The sequence below is a fragment of the Kitasatospora sp. NPDC048540 genome, from assembly GCF_040651175.1.
Classification (GTDB): Bacteria; Actinomycetota; Actinomycetes; order Streptomycetales; family Streptomycetaceae; genus Kitasatospora.
The window spans coordinates 38618-54606 of sequence record NZ_JBEZIR010000006.1; the positions used below are offsets into that span (position 1 = coordinate 38618).

The 15989-nt window shown below is 68.4% G+C and carries 12 protein-coding genes and 3 tRNA genes; 6 read left to right on the forward strand and 9 right to left on the reverse strand.

Annotated elements, in window-relative coordinates; translation table 11 throughout:
• From AB0D08_RS04860 to crcB (AB0D08_RS04875), 4 genes are all read right to left on the reverse strand, one after another.
• A partial coding sequence (locus AB0D08_RS04860) for a DEAD/DEAH box helicase (RefSeq protein WP_359886259.1) occupies positions 1-1928 on the reverse strand: 1928 nt, incomplete at its 3' end.
• Between the two features lie 931 nt (positions 1929-2859).
• A complete protein-coding gene (gene crcB, locus AB0D08_RS04865; RefSeq protein ID WP_033823590.1) occupies positions 2860-3234 on the reverse strand; it encodes a fluoride efflux transporter CrcB in 375 nt (124 codons plus the stop codon).
• The gene (locus AB0D08_RS04870) at positions 3231-3617 is read right to left on the reverse strand and encodes a DUF190 domain-containing protein (RefSeq protein WP_051813805.1); all 387 of its coding nucleotides are present in this window, start codon (positions 3615-3617) and stop codon (positions 3231-3233) included. The genes crcB (AB0D08_RS04865) and AB0D08_RS04870 overlap by 4 nt, the downstream gene beginning before the upstream one ends.
• On the reverse strand, positions 3614-3997 hold the full coding sequence (gene crcB, locus AB0D08_RS04875) for a fluoride efflux transporter CrcB (protein ID WP_033823591.1): 384 nt from the start codon (positions 3995-3997) through the stop codon (positions 3614-3616). Before crcB (AB0D08_RS04875) ends, AB0D08_RS04870 begins: the two co-directional genes overlap by 4 nt.
• Positions 3998-4174: 177 nt before the next feature.
• Here crcB (AB0D08_RS04875) and AB0D08_RS04880 point away from each other — a divergent pair, with 177 nt between their 5' ends.
• The 6 genes from AB0D08_RS04880 to AB0D08_RS04905 all read left to right on the forward strand — a co-directional run bounded on the left by AB0D08_RS04880 (position 4175) and on the right by AB0D08_RS04905 (position 6540).
• A complete protein-coding gene (locus AB0D08_RS04880; RefSeq protein WP_033823592.1) occupies positions 4175-4516 on the forward strand; it encodes a metallopeptidase family protein in 342 nt (113 codons plus the stop codon).
• Between the two features lie 148 nt (positions 4517-4664).
• A tRNA-Glu gene (locus tag AB0D08_RS04885) sits at positions 4665-4737 on the forward strand.
• 59 nt (positions 4738-4796) lie between these two features.
• Positions 4797-4870, forward strand: a tRNA-Asp gene (locus AB0D08_RS04890).
• 27 nt (positions 4871-4897) lie between these two features.
• Positions 4898-4971, forward strand: a tRNA-Phe gene (locus tag AB0D08_RS04895).
• A gap of 254 nt (positions 4972-5225) precedes the next feature.
• On the forward strand, positions 5226-5744 hold the full coding sequence (locus AB0D08_RS04900; protein WP_359886212.1) for a hypothetical protein: 519 nt from the start codon (positions 5226-5228) through the stop codon (positions 5742-5744).
• 208 nt (positions 5745-5952) lie between these two features.
• Positions 5953-6540 (forward strand): hypothetical protein, encoded by a 588-nt coding sequence (locus AB0D08_RS04905; protein ID WP_359886213.1) that lies wholly within the window; start codon positions 5953-5955, stop codon positions 6538-6540.
• Positions 6541-6678: 138 nt separating this feature from the next.
• Here the strand turns inward: AB0D08_RS04905 and AB0D08_RS04910 are convergent, their stop codons facing one another.
• The 5 genes from AB0D08_RS04910 to AB0D08_RS04930 all read right to left on the reverse strand — a co-directional run bounded on the left by AB0D08_RS04910 (position 6679) and on the right by AB0D08_RS04930 (position 15767).
• Complete coding sequence (locus AB0D08_RS04910; protein WP_359886214.1) at positions 6679-7233, reverse strand: NUDIX hydrolase; 555 nt, start codon at positions 7231-7233, stop codon at positions 6679-6681.
• Positions 7234-7494: 261 nt separating this feature from the next.
• Positions 7495-10683 carry a type I restriction endonuclease subunit R gene (locus AB0D08_RS04915; RefSeq protein WP_359886215.1) on the reverse strand — a complete coding sequence of 1063 codons (3189 nt, stop codon included), beginning with the start codon at positions 10681-10683 and terminating at the stop codon, positions 7495-7497.
• Positions 10684-10712: 29 nt separating this feature from the next.
• Positions 10713-11936, reverse strand: coding sequence for a restriction endonuclease subunit S (locus AB0D08_RS04920; RefSeq protein WP_359886216.1), 1224 nt, complete (start codon positions 11934-11936; stop codon positions 10713-10715).
• Positions 11929-13563, reverse strand: coding sequence for a class I SAM-dependent DNA methyltransferase (locus AB0D08_RS04925; protein ID WP_359886217.1), 1635 nt, complete (start codon positions 13561-13563; stop codon positions 11929-11931). Before AB0D08_RS04925 ends, AB0D08_RS04920 begins: the two co-directional genes overlap by 8 nt.
• 32 nt (positions 13564-13595) lie before the next feature.
• A complete protein-coding gene (locus AB0D08_RS04930; protein WP_359886218.1) occupies positions 13596-15767 on the reverse strand; it encodes an N-6 DNA methylase in 2172 nt (723 codons plus the stop codon).
• Between the last annotated feature and the right edge of the window lie 222 nt (positions 15768-15989).

Sequence of the window (15989 nt, forward strand, 5' to 3'; positions counted from 1 at the left end):
TCACCGCCGAAGGAGCGGCCACCCGAACGGTCGTCACGGTTGAAGCCACCGGAACGGTTGTCCCGGTTGAAGCCACCCGAACGGTTGTCACGGTCACCGCCGAAGGAGCGGCCACCCGAACGGTCGTCACGGTTGAAGCCACCGGAACGGTTGTCCCGGTTGAAGCCACCCGAACGGTTGTCACGGTCGCCACCGAAGGAGCGGCCACCCGAACGGTCGTCACGGTCCCGGCCGAAGGATCGGCCACCACGGTCGTCCCGGTCCCGGTCCCGGCCGCGGTCGTCGCGGTTGAACCCACCGCGCTCGTCACGGTCGCGGTTGAACGACGGGCGCTCGGCGCGGGCCTCGCGGTACGCGGGGACGCGCTCCTCCTCGACCGCCGGGGCGGTCTCGACGGCGGCCGGCTCGGTGGTCGCGTCGGCGGCCTCGGCGGCCGGCTCCTCGTCCTCGATGCCGAGCGCGGCGCGCTCACGGGCGGCACGGGCGGCCAGGCGGTCGGCCTCCTCGCGCAGCTCGGCGGCACGACGCTGGGCGCGCTCCAGCTGGCGGGTCATCTCGGCGACCTCGCGCTCCGCGGCACCGGCGATGCCGGACGCGGACTCGGCCTGCACCTCGACCAGCGAGCGGGCACCGGTGATCCGGGACACCTCGGGGTCGAAGGCGTGGTCGAGGATGTGGCGCGAGGCGTCCACGCCTGCGTCCTCCATCAGGCGGAAGACGCCGCGGCGCTGGTGCGGCAGCACCAGGGTGACGACGGTGCCGGAGCGGCCGGCCCGGGCGGTACGGCCCGAGCGGTGCAGGTAGTCCTTGTGGTCACCGGCCGGGTCGACGTTGAGCACCAGGTCGATGCCGTCGACGTGGATGCCGCGGGCGGCGACGTCGGTGGCGACGACCACGTTGACGTAGCCGTCCTTGAAGTCGCCCAGCACCCGGGTACGGGCGCCCTGGGTCATACCGCCGTGCAGCGCGTCGGCCTTCACGCCGGCCTCGACCAGCTGCTCGGCGACGCGGTCGGCGCCCATCTGGGTGCGGACGAAGATGATCGTCCGGCCCTTGCGGGCGGCGATGGCGTTGGTGATCGGCGCCTTGTCCTTCGGCTTCACCACGAGGATGTGGTGGGTCATGGTGGTGACCGCGCCGGCCGACGGGTCGACCTCGTGGGTGACCGGGTTGTTCAGGTAGCGCTTGACCAGGGTGTCGATCTCGTTCTCCAGGGTGGCGGAGAACAGCAGGCGCTGGCCGCCGGCCGGCACCTGGTCGAGGATCTCGGTGACCTCGGGCAGGAAGCCCATGTCGGCCATCTGGTCAGCCTCGTCCAGCACGGCGACCTGGACGTCGGCGAGCTTGGCAGAGCCGCGGTTGATCAGGTCGCGCAGGCGGCCCGGGGTGGCGACCAGGACGTCCACGCCGCGCTCCAGCGCGTACATCTGGTTGGACATCGAGGTGCCGCCGCAGACGACCTTGAGCTTGAGGCCGAGCACCGAGCCGAACGGCTCCAGCGCGTCGGCGACCTGCATCGCCAGCTCACGGGTGGGGACCAGGATCAGACCGCGCGGGTGCTTGGCCCGGGTGCGCTCGCCGCCGGCGAGGCGGGTGAGCAGCGGGAGGCCGAAGCTGAGGGTCTTGCCGGAGCCGGTACGGCCACGGCCCAGCACGTCCTTGCCGGCCAGGGCGTCCGGAATGGTCGCGGCCTGGATCGGGAACGGGGTGACCACCTCGCGCTTGGCGAGGGCCCGGACGATCTCGTCCGGGAGGCCCAGGTCACCGAAGGTGATGGTGGGCTCGGCCGGCGCGGCGTCGGAGTCGGAGTCGACGTCCGAGGCGGTGTCGAGGTCGACCGCGGCGGCGGTCTCGGCCTCGGCGGCCTCGAGGATGTCGTTGGTGTCGGTCAGGACGGAGTCGGCGGCGTCCGACCCGTTCGCGGGCATGGCGAAGCGGGCGTCGTCAACGAGAGACAATGCAAAACCTTCCGGAAGTGGCACGCGCCAAAGTCCGGGGTTCTGTTAAGACCGCCTCTATGCGGTCAGCCACGGATCGCCGGAACGCGCCAAGGGCGCCGGGTACAGATGGAGGCGCCAATCAAATGAATCAAACGAACGATCTACCACCATAGAGGAACCTCGGGATCAAAGGCAAACTCGCTGGCCAGAGCGCTATTGCCCGGCCGGAGTCGCACTTGGAGCCGATGATCCGGAGTTACTGGCGGATGGTTCTGGTCCCAGTGTGACAGATGGGAGGGCGGAACTCGGATGTGAGCTTGGTGACGGGTGGGACGGCACCGAGGGGCTGGCGTCCGGGCTGGCCGGGCCGGCCGGGCTCGGCGCACCCGCGCTGTCGCTCGGCGCACCTGGCACCACCACCGGGGCGACGACCGCCCCCGACTCGGCCGGGACCGGCACCACCCCCGCCACCTCCGCCGCCGGCGTCGTCCCCGGCGAGACGCCCTCGCCCGCGACCACGGCGCCGTGCTCGCCGTGCTGGCCGTTGCCGGAGTTGCGGGCCGCGCCGCCGACGTTGCCGGCCTTGCCGGACGCCCCGACGGGGCCGCTCGGCCGGGCGGTGCCCTGCTGGTCCGCGGAGCCCGCACCGACCGACATGCACCCGCTCAGCCCGAACCCCGCGAGCACCGCCGCGGCGACACCCGCCGCCATCCGCCGTCCCGTCCCGGGACCAGCCGTACGATCCGCCACCACCGAGCCACCTCCCGTGCCGCCCCACCCGGGCCGGTCCGTCGTTCTCGGTGCCCAACGCGCGGCCGCCCCGCCGGACACGGGCAACCGCCCGGTCGGCCGCGTCCCGGGTCCCTGCGGCCCGGACATCCGTCACCGGCCCCGCGTCACCGGCCGTCAGCCCCGGCCGTCAGCCCCACAGGGCGCGGGCGGCCGCCGTCCCGGTGTACGCGGCGCCGATCCCCGCCAGCACGCTGCCGGCCACGTTCGCCACCGCGTACAGCCGCGCGCCCGTCTCGGCCAGCCGCAGCGTCTCGTACGAGAACGTCGAGTAGGTGGTGAGCGCCCCGCACAGACCCGTGCCGATCAGCAGCTGGAGCCGGGAGGAGGCCGCGCCGGCAGCCACCGCGCCCGCCAGCAGGCCGAGCACCAGGCTGCCGGCGACGTTCACCACGAAGGTGCCCCAGGGGAAGGCCGAGTCGTGCCGGGACTGGATCGTACGGTCCGTCAGATAGCGCAGCGGCGCACCGACCACGGCCCCGGCGATCACCAGCAGCCAGGTCACCGGTCGTCTCCCCGGCCGCGGCCCGGCGTGCCCCGGCCGTAGCGGACCACCTCGACCTCGTCGAGCACCACCAGGCCGCTGCCGATCAGCCCGTCCAGCTCCGGCAGGAAGGCGCGGACCCGCTCGGCCTCGTCGACGATCACCACGGCCACCGGCAGGCCCTCGCTCAGCGACAGCAGCCGCGAGGTGTGCACGGTGGCGCCGGCACCGAAGCCCTCGACGCCGTGGAACACGCTCGCCCCGGCCAGGCCGGCGGCGTGCGCCCGGCGGACGATCTCGGCGGACAGCGGCCGGTGGTGCCAGGTGTCGTGGTCGCCGATCAGCACGGTGGCGCGCAGTTCCCGGGCGGGCACGGCCGGAGCGGCCGCGTCCCCGGCGGTCATGCCGGCCTCCGGCCGACGACGGCCAGTCGGGTGAGCGTCGCGGCCGCCCAGACCGCGGCGAGCGCCGCGAGGACGGTGCCCAGCAGGTAGGACAGGGCGCGCCCGGGCTCGCCGAGGTCGATCAGCCGCTGGACGTCCACGGTGTAGGTCGAGAACGTGGTGAACCCGCCCAGCACCCCGGTGCCCAGGAACGGCCGCAGCAGCGGGTGCCCCCACCGGGCCTCGGTGACCAGCACCAGCAGGACCCCGATGGCGGCGCAGCCCGCCGTGTTGATCAGCAGGGTGGTCCAGGGGAACGCCGCGGGGGCGGCCGGCCGCAGCAGCCCGGCGCCGTACCGGGCGACCGCACCGAGGGCCCCGCCGACAGCGACGACGGCCACGGTCGGTCCCTGGCCGCGCAGCGGGGCCGGGCGCCGGGGCGCTGCTGCCCGGGGCGGCGCTCCGGCGGGGTTCGATTTCACACCTCAGTGAACCACCCCGGTGAATCACCCCGGCGAATCGCTGGCGTCGATCATCTGGCACGTCGTCACGGGACATCCGACAATGAGGCGGTGGACATGACCCGGGACGAGTTCGAGACGCTGGTCTCCGACGCCCTCGACCAGATCCCGCCGCAGCTCGCGGCCCTGATGGACAACGTCGCGGTCTTCGTCGAGGACGAACCGGACCCGGCCGCCCCCGACCTGCTCGGCCTGTACGAGGGCACCCCGCTGACCGAGCGGGGCGAGTGGTACGCCGGGGTGCTGCCCGATCGGATCATCATCTACATGGGGCCGACCCTGCGGCAGTGCGAGACCCAGGAGGAGGCGGTGGCGGAGGTCCGCATCACCGTGATCCACGAGGTGGCGCACCACTTCGGCTTCGACGACCACGAACTGCACGAACTGGGCTGGTCCTGACCGCCGGGTGCGCACCGCGCGGGGTCACCCGACCGGTCCTGAGCTGGGCCGCTGACCCGCCGGGCCGAAACCGTTTTGGCTTTCCCGCCCGGCATCCCATATGCTTCTCACGTCCCCGACCGCTGAAAGCCAGCCGGGCGGGCCGCAAGCCCTCATCGTCTAGTGGCCCAGGACGTCGCCCTTTCAAGGCGGTAGCACGGGTTCGAATCCCGTTGGGGGCACGGTAGTACCGTAGTAAAGTCAGTGCCGCAAGGCGCTGAGGCGGATGAGATCCGCACGAGGTCCTGTGGAGCAGTTGGTTAGCTCGCCACCCTGTCAAGGTGGAGGTCGCGGGTTCAAGTCCCGTCAGGATCGCTCGTCTCGCAAGAGGCGATGCAGTACGGCCAGGTAGCTCAGTTGGTACGAGCGTCCGCCTGAAAAGCGGAAGGTCGCCGGTTCGACCCCGGCCCTGGCCACATAGCCTGACCAGGCACGATGCCCTCGAAGCAGCTCGCTTCGGGGGCATTTTTGTGCTGTTTGACGCCAACGCTGACGCCAACGGCTCCGAATCGCAGCGAATCCGGGCAGCCCTGTCAGGCCGCCTGAGCGCCAAAGCCACGTGACGTCGATCACAATCCTTCAACCTCGACCATCGTGCGTTGGGGCTGCACTTGACGACTGGCGGTGTGGTGTCGGTTCAGGCTGCAGCAGCCCGCCTAAAGTCAGCCGCGTGGCCATCCTTCTGCAGGCCCTAGGCGGACTCCTGACGCTCGCCGGCCTGTGTTTCGCCGGGCTAGGCGTGCAGTCGACACGCGAGCAATACGCACCGGACCGACTGGGGGCTTGGGGAACGCTGCGTACGACCGCGCGCACGGTCCGAGATTCAGGGATGCGCCTGGTCCGGCGTCAGCCGCCCGAGCAGACGGCGCATCTTGTCGCGGTCGATGCCGTGGCCACCGCCGAAAACGCGGCCATCGCGACCAGCCCGGACCCCAATGCGACGCAGGCCCAGTTGATGGCTTACCTGGTGGAGCGCGTCCAGTGCCTGGAAAGGGCCGTTCAGGCGTCCTCAGCCTCGGCAGCCGAACAGATCAAGGCTCTGGACTCCAACGTGGCGGAACGGGTCGCGGAGCAGGGCGCGAAACTCGACCTCGCAATGTCCGAGGGCCTCACCACGGAGTCGGTCGGCTTGGCGCTGGCCGCCCTCGGGACGGTACTGCAGTCGATCGGAAGCTTGATCGCCAGCTGACCGCCCCGGTCAGTTACCCCGTCCTCGGAACCCGGACGGTCGATGTTTCGGAGACCCGTTGCCGCCAACCCGGATGCGATGCATGACATGGACAGGCCCACTCCATTGGAGCGGGCCTCTTCACGTCCACCAACCTGATTGCCAGCCGCCACTCCGGCACCAGATCAGGGCCGGTGAGCTCCTCTGCACCGTCTGTGTCGATCACACAGTGGCGAGCGCGACGGAGTTTGAGCAGGGGCGCTCACCGGCCACTCCCCTCACCGTCCCGAGCCCCCCCCGGGGGGGGGCGGTCGCTGAGCTGCTTGGCGAGCCGCTTTACCTTCCGGCGGATCTGCTCGCCAGCGACTTCCGGCTGGGGAAGGCCAGCGACCCGAGCGGCTTCGGGCCAGCTGGTGACCCCGGGGCGGCTGCGTGCGATGGTCACCGCCCGCTCCTTCTCGGAGAGAGCGTCCAGGATCGCGATCAAGCGCGGGTCGTCAAAGCCCTCGAAGCAAGTGTCGGCGGTGGGCTGACCGGAGAGCACGTCGTACAGGGTCATCCCGTCGCCGAGCGGGGCGGCTTCCTCGGTGTCTACACCGATCCGAACCACATCGTCGCTTACGCCGATGGCGAGATCCGCCAGCAGTACGAGACCACCTACATCGGCCGCCCTGTCAACGGCGAGCCGACGGTCAACGACGAAGCCGACGCTGTCCGCTTCGTCCAGCCCGTCGATCTCGCCCAGTACGCCATCCACCGCAGCATGCGCCACCAGATCGGCGACTACCTAGCCGGCACCTACCCCTACCTCGGCTGAACCGCCAGCGTGGTGAACCACCTCCGTCAGGCGCGGCTCCTGGCCAACCGCACGGGTATAGCCCGCCAACGCGCCGGAATCGACCAGCCGGTTGGAAAGTTCGAAGCACCACGATGAGCGCGGCGATCCGCCCAGCTGTCACTGCCTACGGGACGCCAGGACATGCAGGAGCGCCACGAGGGTTCCCGAGCCCATGAGCTTCTCCTCCGCCATGAGCATCGGGATCTCGGACATCGGCACCCACGCGACGTGGCCGGCCTCCTCGCCGTCCTCGGGCGCGCCCACGAGGGTCGCCCCCTGGCCGACGAACACCTCGTGCGGCGAGTCCACCATGCCGGCCATCGGCTGGAACGTAACCACGTGGTCGAGGTGATCCGGTCGCCAGCCGGTCTCCTCCTCGACCTCGCGCAGAGCAGCCCCCAGACCGTCCTCGCCGGGATCGACGATGCCACCGGGAAGCTCCCAGCCCCAGGACTGCGGCACGAAGCGGTACCGCCAGAGCATCAACACGCGGTCATCGGCGTCCAGCACCGCGGCGATGGCCACGCGCTTCAACCGCACGACGTGATGCTCGAAGCGCGCCACGCCAGGCGGTTCGACGTCCACGAGCGCCAGCTGTACCCATGGGTTGTCATAGACCACGCGGTCGCCGTAGATCTTCCACGGCTCGAGCCCATCGGCCTGAGTGCTCATCAGCAATCACATCCTGGGAAGGCGGCAGTGAGCATAGCTGACAACACCTGCCGAGTGGGCGGCGCACGTCGAGCACAATGCCCCAGAGGTACCACGCCGCCTGCATCGCCCGAACCCGCTCCGAGATTGTCTACCTGGAGCACGGCACAACCCGCTCGTAGGGCCACGCCATGCCCCGGCGCCTTCAATTCGACGGTCTCGACGTCAAGATCGCCTGGCGCATGTTGGAGGCGCCGATCTTGACGCGGCCCGGCCTTGCCTTCACTCCTTGGCCTTGGGAGCCCATTCCTGGGCGAACGTCTCCATCTGCTTGAGGACGAGGTCGACCGCCTCGCGCTCCTCCTCCGGCGGGTAGTCGAACTTCGCGAGGACCCGGCGGATACGACTGCGGAGCTTGGCACGGACCGGTTCGCGGGAGAGCCAGTCGACGGACAGGTTCTTGCGGATGTCGGCGACCAGGGCACGGGCGATCTCCGCCAGCGTCTCGTCGCCGCCAGTCATGAGCTCGGCCATGTCGCGGTGGGCCACAGCGTCGTAAAAGGCAAGCTCAGCGTGATTGAGGGGCGGGTCAAAGCGCTCACCGCGGCGGGCCTCGGCGGACACCTCCTGGGCCATGGCGGCGAGTTCGGCGATCACCTGGGCACTGGTGAGCTGCTGGAGCATGTAGCGCTTCATCAGGTCGTCCAGGCGCTCGGAGAAGCTCTCATGGCGAACGATGTTGTGCTTGGTCACCTCGCGCATCTTCTGCTGGATCATGCGGCGCAGGGCCTCGGCAACCAGGTGCGGGGTCTCGGAGTTCTCCAGCTTCCGCAGCTGTGCCTCGTTCAGGCGGGTGATGTCGAGCCTGCCGATGCCAGCCTCGGCGTAGAGGTCGGTGATGTCATCGGCGTCGACGACCGAGGCGGCGAGCTGTTCGAGGTAGAGCCGAACCTCCGCGGTCAGCGGTTGGCCGGTCGCCTCGCGGTCGGCGGCGTCGAGCTTGACCATCCAGGCCCGTACCTCGGTGAAGAATGCGATGTCGCGGCGCCAGTCCTCGAGGTCCGCGCAGCGCTCGGTGATATCGCGGCTCATCGAGCACAGCCGGTAGAAGCGCTCCAGTCGTGCGGCGCTCTCCTTGAAGCGGGCGGAGAGCGGCTTGACGCCAGGGTCGACCTTGTTGCCGGGAGTAAGCGGGTCACGCAAGTAGTTGGAGACCAGCCGCAGAGCACGCGTGCGCGGCTTGGGGTGGGCGGTGTCGGCGAGCAGCTCCTTCCAGTGGGTTCCCGCCAGCAGGCCCTTGATGGTGGTGAGTTCGTTCTTTACCTCGGTGATGGCGCGCTCGATGTCGGCGCCAAGGGTCTTGTCCTGCTGGTCGCTGGGCGAGTACTCGGCCAGGGCCTTGGTGAGGTTGTCGGTGAGCGGTGCGTACCCGACGAGAAGGCCGTCCTGCTTGCCGCGGAAGCGGCGGTTGACGCGGGCAAGGGCCTGCATCAGGTTGGCTCCGCGCATGGGCCGGTCCATGTAGATGGTGTGGATGGGCGGCGCGTCATAGCCGGTAAGCAGCATCGAATGGACGATGAGCAGTTCGAGTTCGTCGTCGGCGTTCTTCGCGCGAGCCTGGACGACCTTCTGCTGGGACTTGCGCAGGGCGTGCTTGCGCAGGTGCTCGGGGTCGGTACGGTCGCCGTGGAAGACGATCTTCATGACGCCCTTGTCGACATCGTCGCTCGCCCACTGCGGGCGGAGATCCGCCAGCGCGTCGTACAGTCGGACGCAGATCTCCCGAGTGGCGCACACGATCATCGCCTTGCCCGGCCCGCCGATCTGTGGCTTCATCAGCTCGCGGCGCTGGTCCCAATGGGAGACCAGGTCGTCGGCGAGGGTAGCTATGCGGTCGGGTGCACCATAGACAGTATTCATGGTCGCCGCGTACTGCACGGCGCGGCGGCGCTCGGCGTCGTCCATGCCCTCGGTAAGGGCGTTGGCCTGCTCGTCGATGGCGTCCGGGTCGATGCCCGGCGGGAGCGACACGTCGATGACCCGCGGTTCGTGGTAGACGCGGACAGTCGCGTCATCGTCCACGGCCCGCTTGAGGTCGTAGATGTCGATGTACTCGCCGAACACGGCCCGAGTGTCGGCCTCGGCCTTCGAGATCGGTGTGCCGGTGAAGGCGATCAGCGTGGCGTACGGGAGCGCGTCGCGCAGGTGGCGGGCGTATCCGTCGAGGCTGTCGTAGTGCGAGCGGTGCGCCTCGTCGACGATGACCAGGATATTGCGGCGCTCGGACAGCAGCGGGTGGACGGCGCCGGCGGCCTTCTCCTCTTGGGTGAGGCCGAACTTCTGCAGGGTGGTGAAGACGATTCCGCCGGTGCGGCGGTTGAGCAGTTCGGTGCGCAGTTCGTCCCGGGTGGCGACCTGGAGGGGCGCCTGCCCCAGAAGCATCTGGCTGTCCTGGAAGGTGTCATAGAGCTGGTCGTCGAGGTCGTTGCGGTCGGTGATCACGACGATGGTGGGGTTGTTCAGGGCGGGATGGCGGGAGACCAGAGCGGAGGCCTCCACCATCTCCTCGGACTTGCCGGCGCCCTGGGTGTGCCAGACCACGCCGGCCTGCCCGTGGCTGCGGGAGGCTTTGACGATCGCGTCCACGGCCTTGGTGACCGCGAAGTACTGATGCGGCTTGGCGATGCGCTTGCCGGTGGCGGTGAAGTTGACGAAGTTGGCGGTGAGGGAGAGGAAGCGGGGCTGGTTGAACAGCCCGTGGAGGGCAAGGCTAAGCGCCTCTACGCCGTCGTAGTCGGACGCGTTGGTGTCGACTCGGGCGCCATCCTCGTCCACATTCCACGGCGCGAAGTGCTCGTACGGGGTGAAGGCCGTACCGTACTTGGCGGTGATCCCGTCCGAAACGAGACAGAGAACGTTGTAACGAAAAGCGATCGGAAACTCGGCGACGTAGGTCTGCAGCTGCGCGTGCGCGTCCTTGAGCGTCGCGTGCTCGGCCGCAGCGCTCTTCAGCTCGATCACGGCGAGCGGCAGGCCGTTGACGTAGAGCACGACGTCGAAGCGGCGGTGGTGGTCGCCGTCCATCAAGGTGACCTGGTTGATGGCGTGGTACGTGTTCGCTTCCGGGGAGTTGACGTCGAGTAGGCGCACGGTGGGCGCCTGCTCGGCCCCGAAGTCGTCGGTGTAGGTGAGGCGGATACCGGCGGTCAGGTGGGCATGCGCTTGCTTGTTCTCCGGGTACGCCTCACGGGACGCGGGGTCGGTCGCTATGCGGAGCGCGTCGCGTACGGCGGCAGGCGGAAGGTCCGGATTCAGCCGTTCGATTGCCGACTTGAGCTCATCGTGCAGGATCAGGTCGTCCCAGTCCTTGCGGTGCCCGGAACCGGGGGCGAGGTCCTTGCCGGCCATAGGCTGCCAAGCGAGCTCGGCGAGTTCCTCCATGGCCAGGCTTTCCCAGGTGGACTCGGTCATCTTCCCACCGTCCTCGGCGCTTCCGCTAGTCATACGGTGTCCTCCACGATCCTCTCCGCGTCGCGCACGCGCAGCTTGCCGGACATGAGTTGGGGGAGCAGAGTGTCGCGCAGGGCAGTGAGTGTGAGCGACTCCCGCTCGGCTTCGAGCGCTCGGGCCCAAAGCGGTCGCTGCTGGCCATCGAGCTTCTGCAACATTGCAACGCTCGGAGTCGGAACCGGCTCGTCAAGATGACGGCGCTGAATATGCCCCATGGTAGTTGCCTTATCGGCAGCAATCGCTCGGAACTCTGCCAATTTCAGATTGATCAGCTCGAAGGCAAGCCACAAAGGGTTATTCCCCCTCGGGATGACCTTAAAGATGTGTTGATTGATGATCGCCTCACGGCGATACCACCGAGCTACCGTGAGAGAGCCGGACCAGGCGAATAGTACGTCACCGGGATGCGCCAGATGATGGCCAGGGACTTCGATGTCGTTGTAAACCGTCGATGATCCAGGGCCAGAGTTGATCTCGGCGATTCGGACAACCATTCGCCCTGTACCCGTTGCCCCTTTGGTGAAGGCGCGACCGTTAACGAACTCTGCCACACCGGAAAGTGGCTGATAGGAGAATTCACCGGGCGCTTCCAGAAGTGCGGCCTCATATGACGCCGAACGGAGTTCGTCGGCTGCGGACGCAATTCGCTCATTAATCCTGATCTTGCCATCCAAGGCACCGAGCAATTCCGCGATTGCCCTTTGCTCAGCCGCTGGCGGCACCACTACTGGAACGGCCCCAAGGATCTTGGTATTCAAGTTCGGCATCGTCGCACCGACGGCGTGTCGCACGATCCATTGCCGGACTTCCGGGTGCCCCAGATAATAGGAAAGGAAGGGGGAGTAGATCCCTCCCCCCGGCCTAATTCGAAGACACCCAGTTCCGCAGAGCCACCCATTCTGCTCGCTTCTCACTAGCGCCCTTCGCTCCACATCGCCGCGGCGCGAGTACACGATGTCGTCCTCAGCTAGGAGGTAGCGGGAGAGTCTCTGGGCGTCACTTGGAGAAATGCGCGCAATGGAATCTTCGCGGATTACATTATCGCCGATATCCTGAGGCATGACGCTGGGAATGCCCACCGGCACGTAATCAGATGCGTGCAGCTGGCTGCCGAATGGGCCAGTTTGAATGTTCCCGCCGCCGCGTTCACAGATCTCGGCCAGAGTGGTGGCTTCCCATGGACTCGGCACTGCGTCGACGATTGCGTCAGCCATCGATCCTCCCCAACTGGTCACGCACCACGGTGTCGAGCCGCGCCGATTCGTCCAACTGCTCGAACAGTTCCTTCGTCAGCCGCGCAATGCGCTCCCCCACCGGCTCGGCATCCGGGTCTTCCTCTGCCTCCGCCGCCCCGACATACCGTCCCGGGGTGAGCTCGTGGTCGTGCTTGGCGATCTCTTGCAGCGTGGCGCTGTAGCAGAAGCCGGGGACATCCTCGTAGGAAAGTGCCTTCTTCTTCGCGGACTTGGTGCCGCGCCATGCATGGTAGGTGTCGGAGATCTTCTCCAGGTCGTCGCCCGTGAGGATGCGCTCGGTGCGGTCGATCATCGTGCCCATCGCACGCGCGTCGATGAACAGCACCTCGCTGCGGCGGTCGGTCAGGGCCTTCGCGCCCTGTGGTGTCTTGTCCCTAGTGAGGAACCACAGGCAGGCCGGGATAGCCGTCGTACGGAACAGGTTGCCGGGGAGGGCAACCATGCAGGCGATCAGGTCGGCCTCGACGAGCGCGGCGCGGATCTCACCCTCTCCGGACTGCTTCGAGGACATGGAGCCGTTGGAGAGGACGACGCCGGCGCTGCCGCGGTCCCCAAGCTTCGACGCAATGTGCTGAAGCCAGGCATAGTTGGCGTTGGACTGCGGCGGGACGCCGTACGTCCAGCGCGGGTCATCCGTCCTACGTGCCCAGTCGGACATGTTGAACGGGGGGTTGGCCATGATGAAGTCGGCCTTGAGGTCGGGCAGTTTGTCGTCGGCGAACGTGTCGGCCCAACGGTCACCGACGCCCTTGGGGTCGATGCCGTGGATGGCGAGGTTCATCTTGGCCAGGCGCCAGGTGCGCTCGTTAGCCTCTTGGCCGTACACGGCGATGTCGTGGCTGTGGTCGCGTCCTCGGTGCCGCAGCACGAACTTCTCCGCCTGGACGAACATGCCGCCCGAGCCGCAGGCCGGGTCGTAGACACGCCCCTCATACGGCTCCAGCACCTCGACGAGCAGCCGCACCACGCTCGCGGGAGTGTAGAACTCGCCGGCGCGCTTGCCCTCAGCCCTCGCGAACTTCTCCAAAAAATACTCGTAGACCTCGCCGAGCACGTCCTGCGCCGGACGATCGCCGTGCCCGGTGAAACGGGCATCGCTGATGAGGTCAACGAGCTCCTTCAGGCGCTTTCGGTCGACATTGTCGCGGTTGAAGATCTTCGGAAGGACGCCGGTGAGGGCCTTGTTGGCCTTCATGACCTCGTCCATGGCGTCGTCGAGGAGCTTGCCGACGCCGCCCTCCGCGCTGGTCGCGTTCTCAGCGATGTAGTCCCAGCGGGCAGTGGGCGGCACCCAGAAGACGTTCTTCTCGGTGTATTCGTCCTTCTCCTCCAGGAATGCAGCCCGCCGGTGCTCGGGGATCTCCGCCAGCTCCGGGTCGGCAGCAAGTTCCGCTCGGCGCTCAGCGAACGCATCCGAGACGTACTTCAGGAACACCAGGCCCAGGACGAACTCCTTGTACTGGGCGGCGTCCATGGAGCCGCGGAGCTTGTCCGCGGCCTTCCACAGGATGTCCTGGATCTCCTTGGTGCTGGAGACACCAGGCAGTTCGCCCTGGGCTGTAGTGGCTCGCTTGCGCGGGGGCATCGTTCCTTCTTCCTGGTCCGTGGTTCGATGGGTCAGTCTGTCAGTGAGCGCGGTGGTAAGGGCCGGGTATCGCCGAAAGTGAGGGTGCCGTCGGCCAGGCCCGCGATGGTCAGCTGGCATGCTTCGGCGAGCGCTTCGACTTGTGTGCACAGCATCCGCTCGCGGCGCTCGGTCTCGGCCAGTAACGCGTCGAAGCGCGCCACCTCGTCCGGGTCAAGGTCGGGGAGCTGGTACTCCTCGATGCGGTGGGCAGGGCGTACGGCGCTGGGGCTGCGGCCGGTACCTCGGGCTGCTCCAAGTAGGGCGGCCAGCACGCGCGGTGTCAGCGGGCGTTCGGCGTCCGGGTTGACGCGCAGCACGCGCGCCGGGAAGGCCGCAACGCTGAACCCATCGTGGTCGATGAGCAAGCCGAGTTCGGGCGTCAGGGTGTAGACGAGATCGCCCGGTTCGGTGAGCGCGACGTGCTCGTACACCGTCGCCAGTACCAGCCGGTCGATACGCCGGGCCCCGACACCACTTCGTCCGGTGACCTCCTCGGGGCCGAGCACGGTGTGGTGGCCGCCTTGGCCGCCTCCGATCAGGTGCCGCTGGTCAAGGCGGTGGCCCTTGATCTTGGTGACCCGGTCCTCGGCGATCAACGCGCCGAGGGTAGTGCGGCGGGGACGCGGTCCGGTGCGGCGAACGACGCCGCCCCGGTAGGGGCCGTACTCGTCGTCGTACGATCGGCCTGTCTTGGCAGCTCGCTCCAGGCGGCCCTCGGCCTCGGCGATGAGGGCGGGACGCTCCCTGACGGCAAGGGCCAGGATCTGAGAGGCAGGCGGACCCGGCGGGGTGAGTGGGCCACCGAAGGCATGGTCCAGCTCGGCGACGCGCACCGCGCGACCGTAGCGAGGGTCGTGGCCGTCGAGGGCACGGAAGCCTTCGGTACGCCACAGAAGGATGTCCTCGGCCAGCCGCATGCGTACCACCTCAGTGAGGGGCTCGGCACTGATATCGGCGAGCAACACGTTGCCCTCCGCCGTCGAGACCTGGCCGCGGGTGAGCACCCACAGCGCCGCGCGGTAGCCGGGCCGGTAGGGCAGCACGCCGCCGGGCAGGGCGATCACAGCCTCCACGACCTTGCTTCGCAGCAGGGCGGAGCGCAGCTGGGACTCCGCTGTGCCGGGCAGAGCGTCGACGAGTGCGTCAGCCGGGCCGAGAACAAGGGCAGTACAACCGGGACCGAGCAGGTCGGCGACGCGCTCGATGCCCTCCAGAGCGGCGAGCACCGACCGGTCTTCGCCGGGCTGGAAGGGAAGCTGGGTGACGATCAGGTCAGGGTCCGCGAAGCTCTCCTCGAGAGCCTGACCGACCTGAACGTCGAGCGAGAACTCGTCGATGCCGGCCAGCAGCAGGCGACGCCGGGCGATACGGGCCAGCCGCTCCTCCGGGTCGGCCGCCATGGCCGTGATGGCGTCGGACGCGTCGGCCTCGCGGATTTGGGCGACGAGCAGGTCGCCCGCGCGGGCATGCGGATCGGCAAGCGTGACCGAGCCTTGTCGGTCGAGGCGGCCTCGCAGGTCGGTGAGATCGACGAGGAGACTCTGGAGCTCGGCGGTCAAGGCATCGGCGGTCAGCGCGGGCAGGCGGAGCCGGGAGCGTGAGGCAAGCAGCCACTCGTGCGCTCCTCGCTCTCCGTAGGCGGCCTCCACGATGGCTTCGGCGAGGTGGGCGAGCGGGACTACGTCGGCGCCGGCCGTCCGCAGCTCGCGAAGGACGAACTCATCCTCCGGGTCCATACGCTCGGCCCGGCGCAGGAGGGCAGTGCGGGCTTCCTCGGGCGTGCTCACCGTCGCTTCGTCGGCGACCGGCCGTTCGTCCAGGTGGCGCAGACACAGCAGAGCGCCGAGGGTCTCGACGATGCGAAGGGGGTCGGTTCGGTCGGCCTGGGCGGCGATGCCGTGGAGAACGATCTCTGCGCGCAACTGGCCCGGGTGGGTGTTGCCCAGACCGGTGGCGATGAGCCACTCGACCACCTGCTGACCGTCGAACAAGGGGTGGCCGGCGTTCTGGGCAGCGGGCGCGGGAAAGTCGGCGTATCTCCGGCGCCAGGTGGAGACCACCGGCCGCTTGACCTGTGCCAGTTCCGCGATCTCAGCCATGGAAACCAGCAGCACACCGCCACTCACCCTCGCGGTGCCAGGGATTAACGACTCGGCGGGCATGGCGCTGATCTCCTCTCTCGGCTGGTCACTAAGCGGCCTCGAGTTGAGGCGTTCGCCGACTCTCGGTGCTTCGGATGCCGCCACTCTAGGACGCCATCGTCGGAGGATCTGCATGGTGGACTGATAACCCCGGTTATCAAGTGACAAGTGGCTTGAGTCGCGCCAGCTCGGTCACTCTCGGATCGCACCACTCGTCGTTCGGACCAGCACCGCGGACCGCCC

Bases quoted from the DNA above. Each gene is read 5' to 3' on its own strand.
- AB0D08_RS04870 (WP_051813805.1), bottom strand. From the start codon at position 3,617: ATGACCGCCGGGGACGCGGCCGCTCCGGCCGTGCCCGCCCGGGAACTG.
- AB0D08_RS04880 (WP_033823592.1), top strand. From the start codon at position 4,175: ATGACCCGGGACGAGTTCGAGACGCTGGTCTCCGACGCCCTCGACCAG.
- AB0D08_RS04910 (WP_359886214.1), bottom strand. From the start codon at position 7,233: ATGAGCACTCAGGCCGATGGGCTCGAGCCGTGGAAGATCTACGGCGAC.
- AB0D08_RS04915 (WP_359886215.1), bottom strand. From the start codon at position 10,683: ATGACCGAGTCCACCTGGGAAAGCCTGGCCATGGAGGAACTCGCCGAG.
- AB0D08_RS04920 (WP_359886216.1), bottom strand. From the start codon at position 11,936: ATGGCTGACGCAATCGTCGACGCAGTGCCGAGTCCATGGGAAGCCACC.
- AB0D08_RS04925 (WP_359886217.1), bottom strand. From the start codon at position 13,563: ATGCCCCCGCGCAAGCGAGCCACTACAGCCCAGGGCGAACTGCCTGGT.
- AB0D08_RS04930 (WP_359886218.1), bottom strand. From the start codon at position 15,767: ATGCCCGCCGAGTCGTTAATCCCTGGCACCGCGAGGGTGAGTGGCGGT.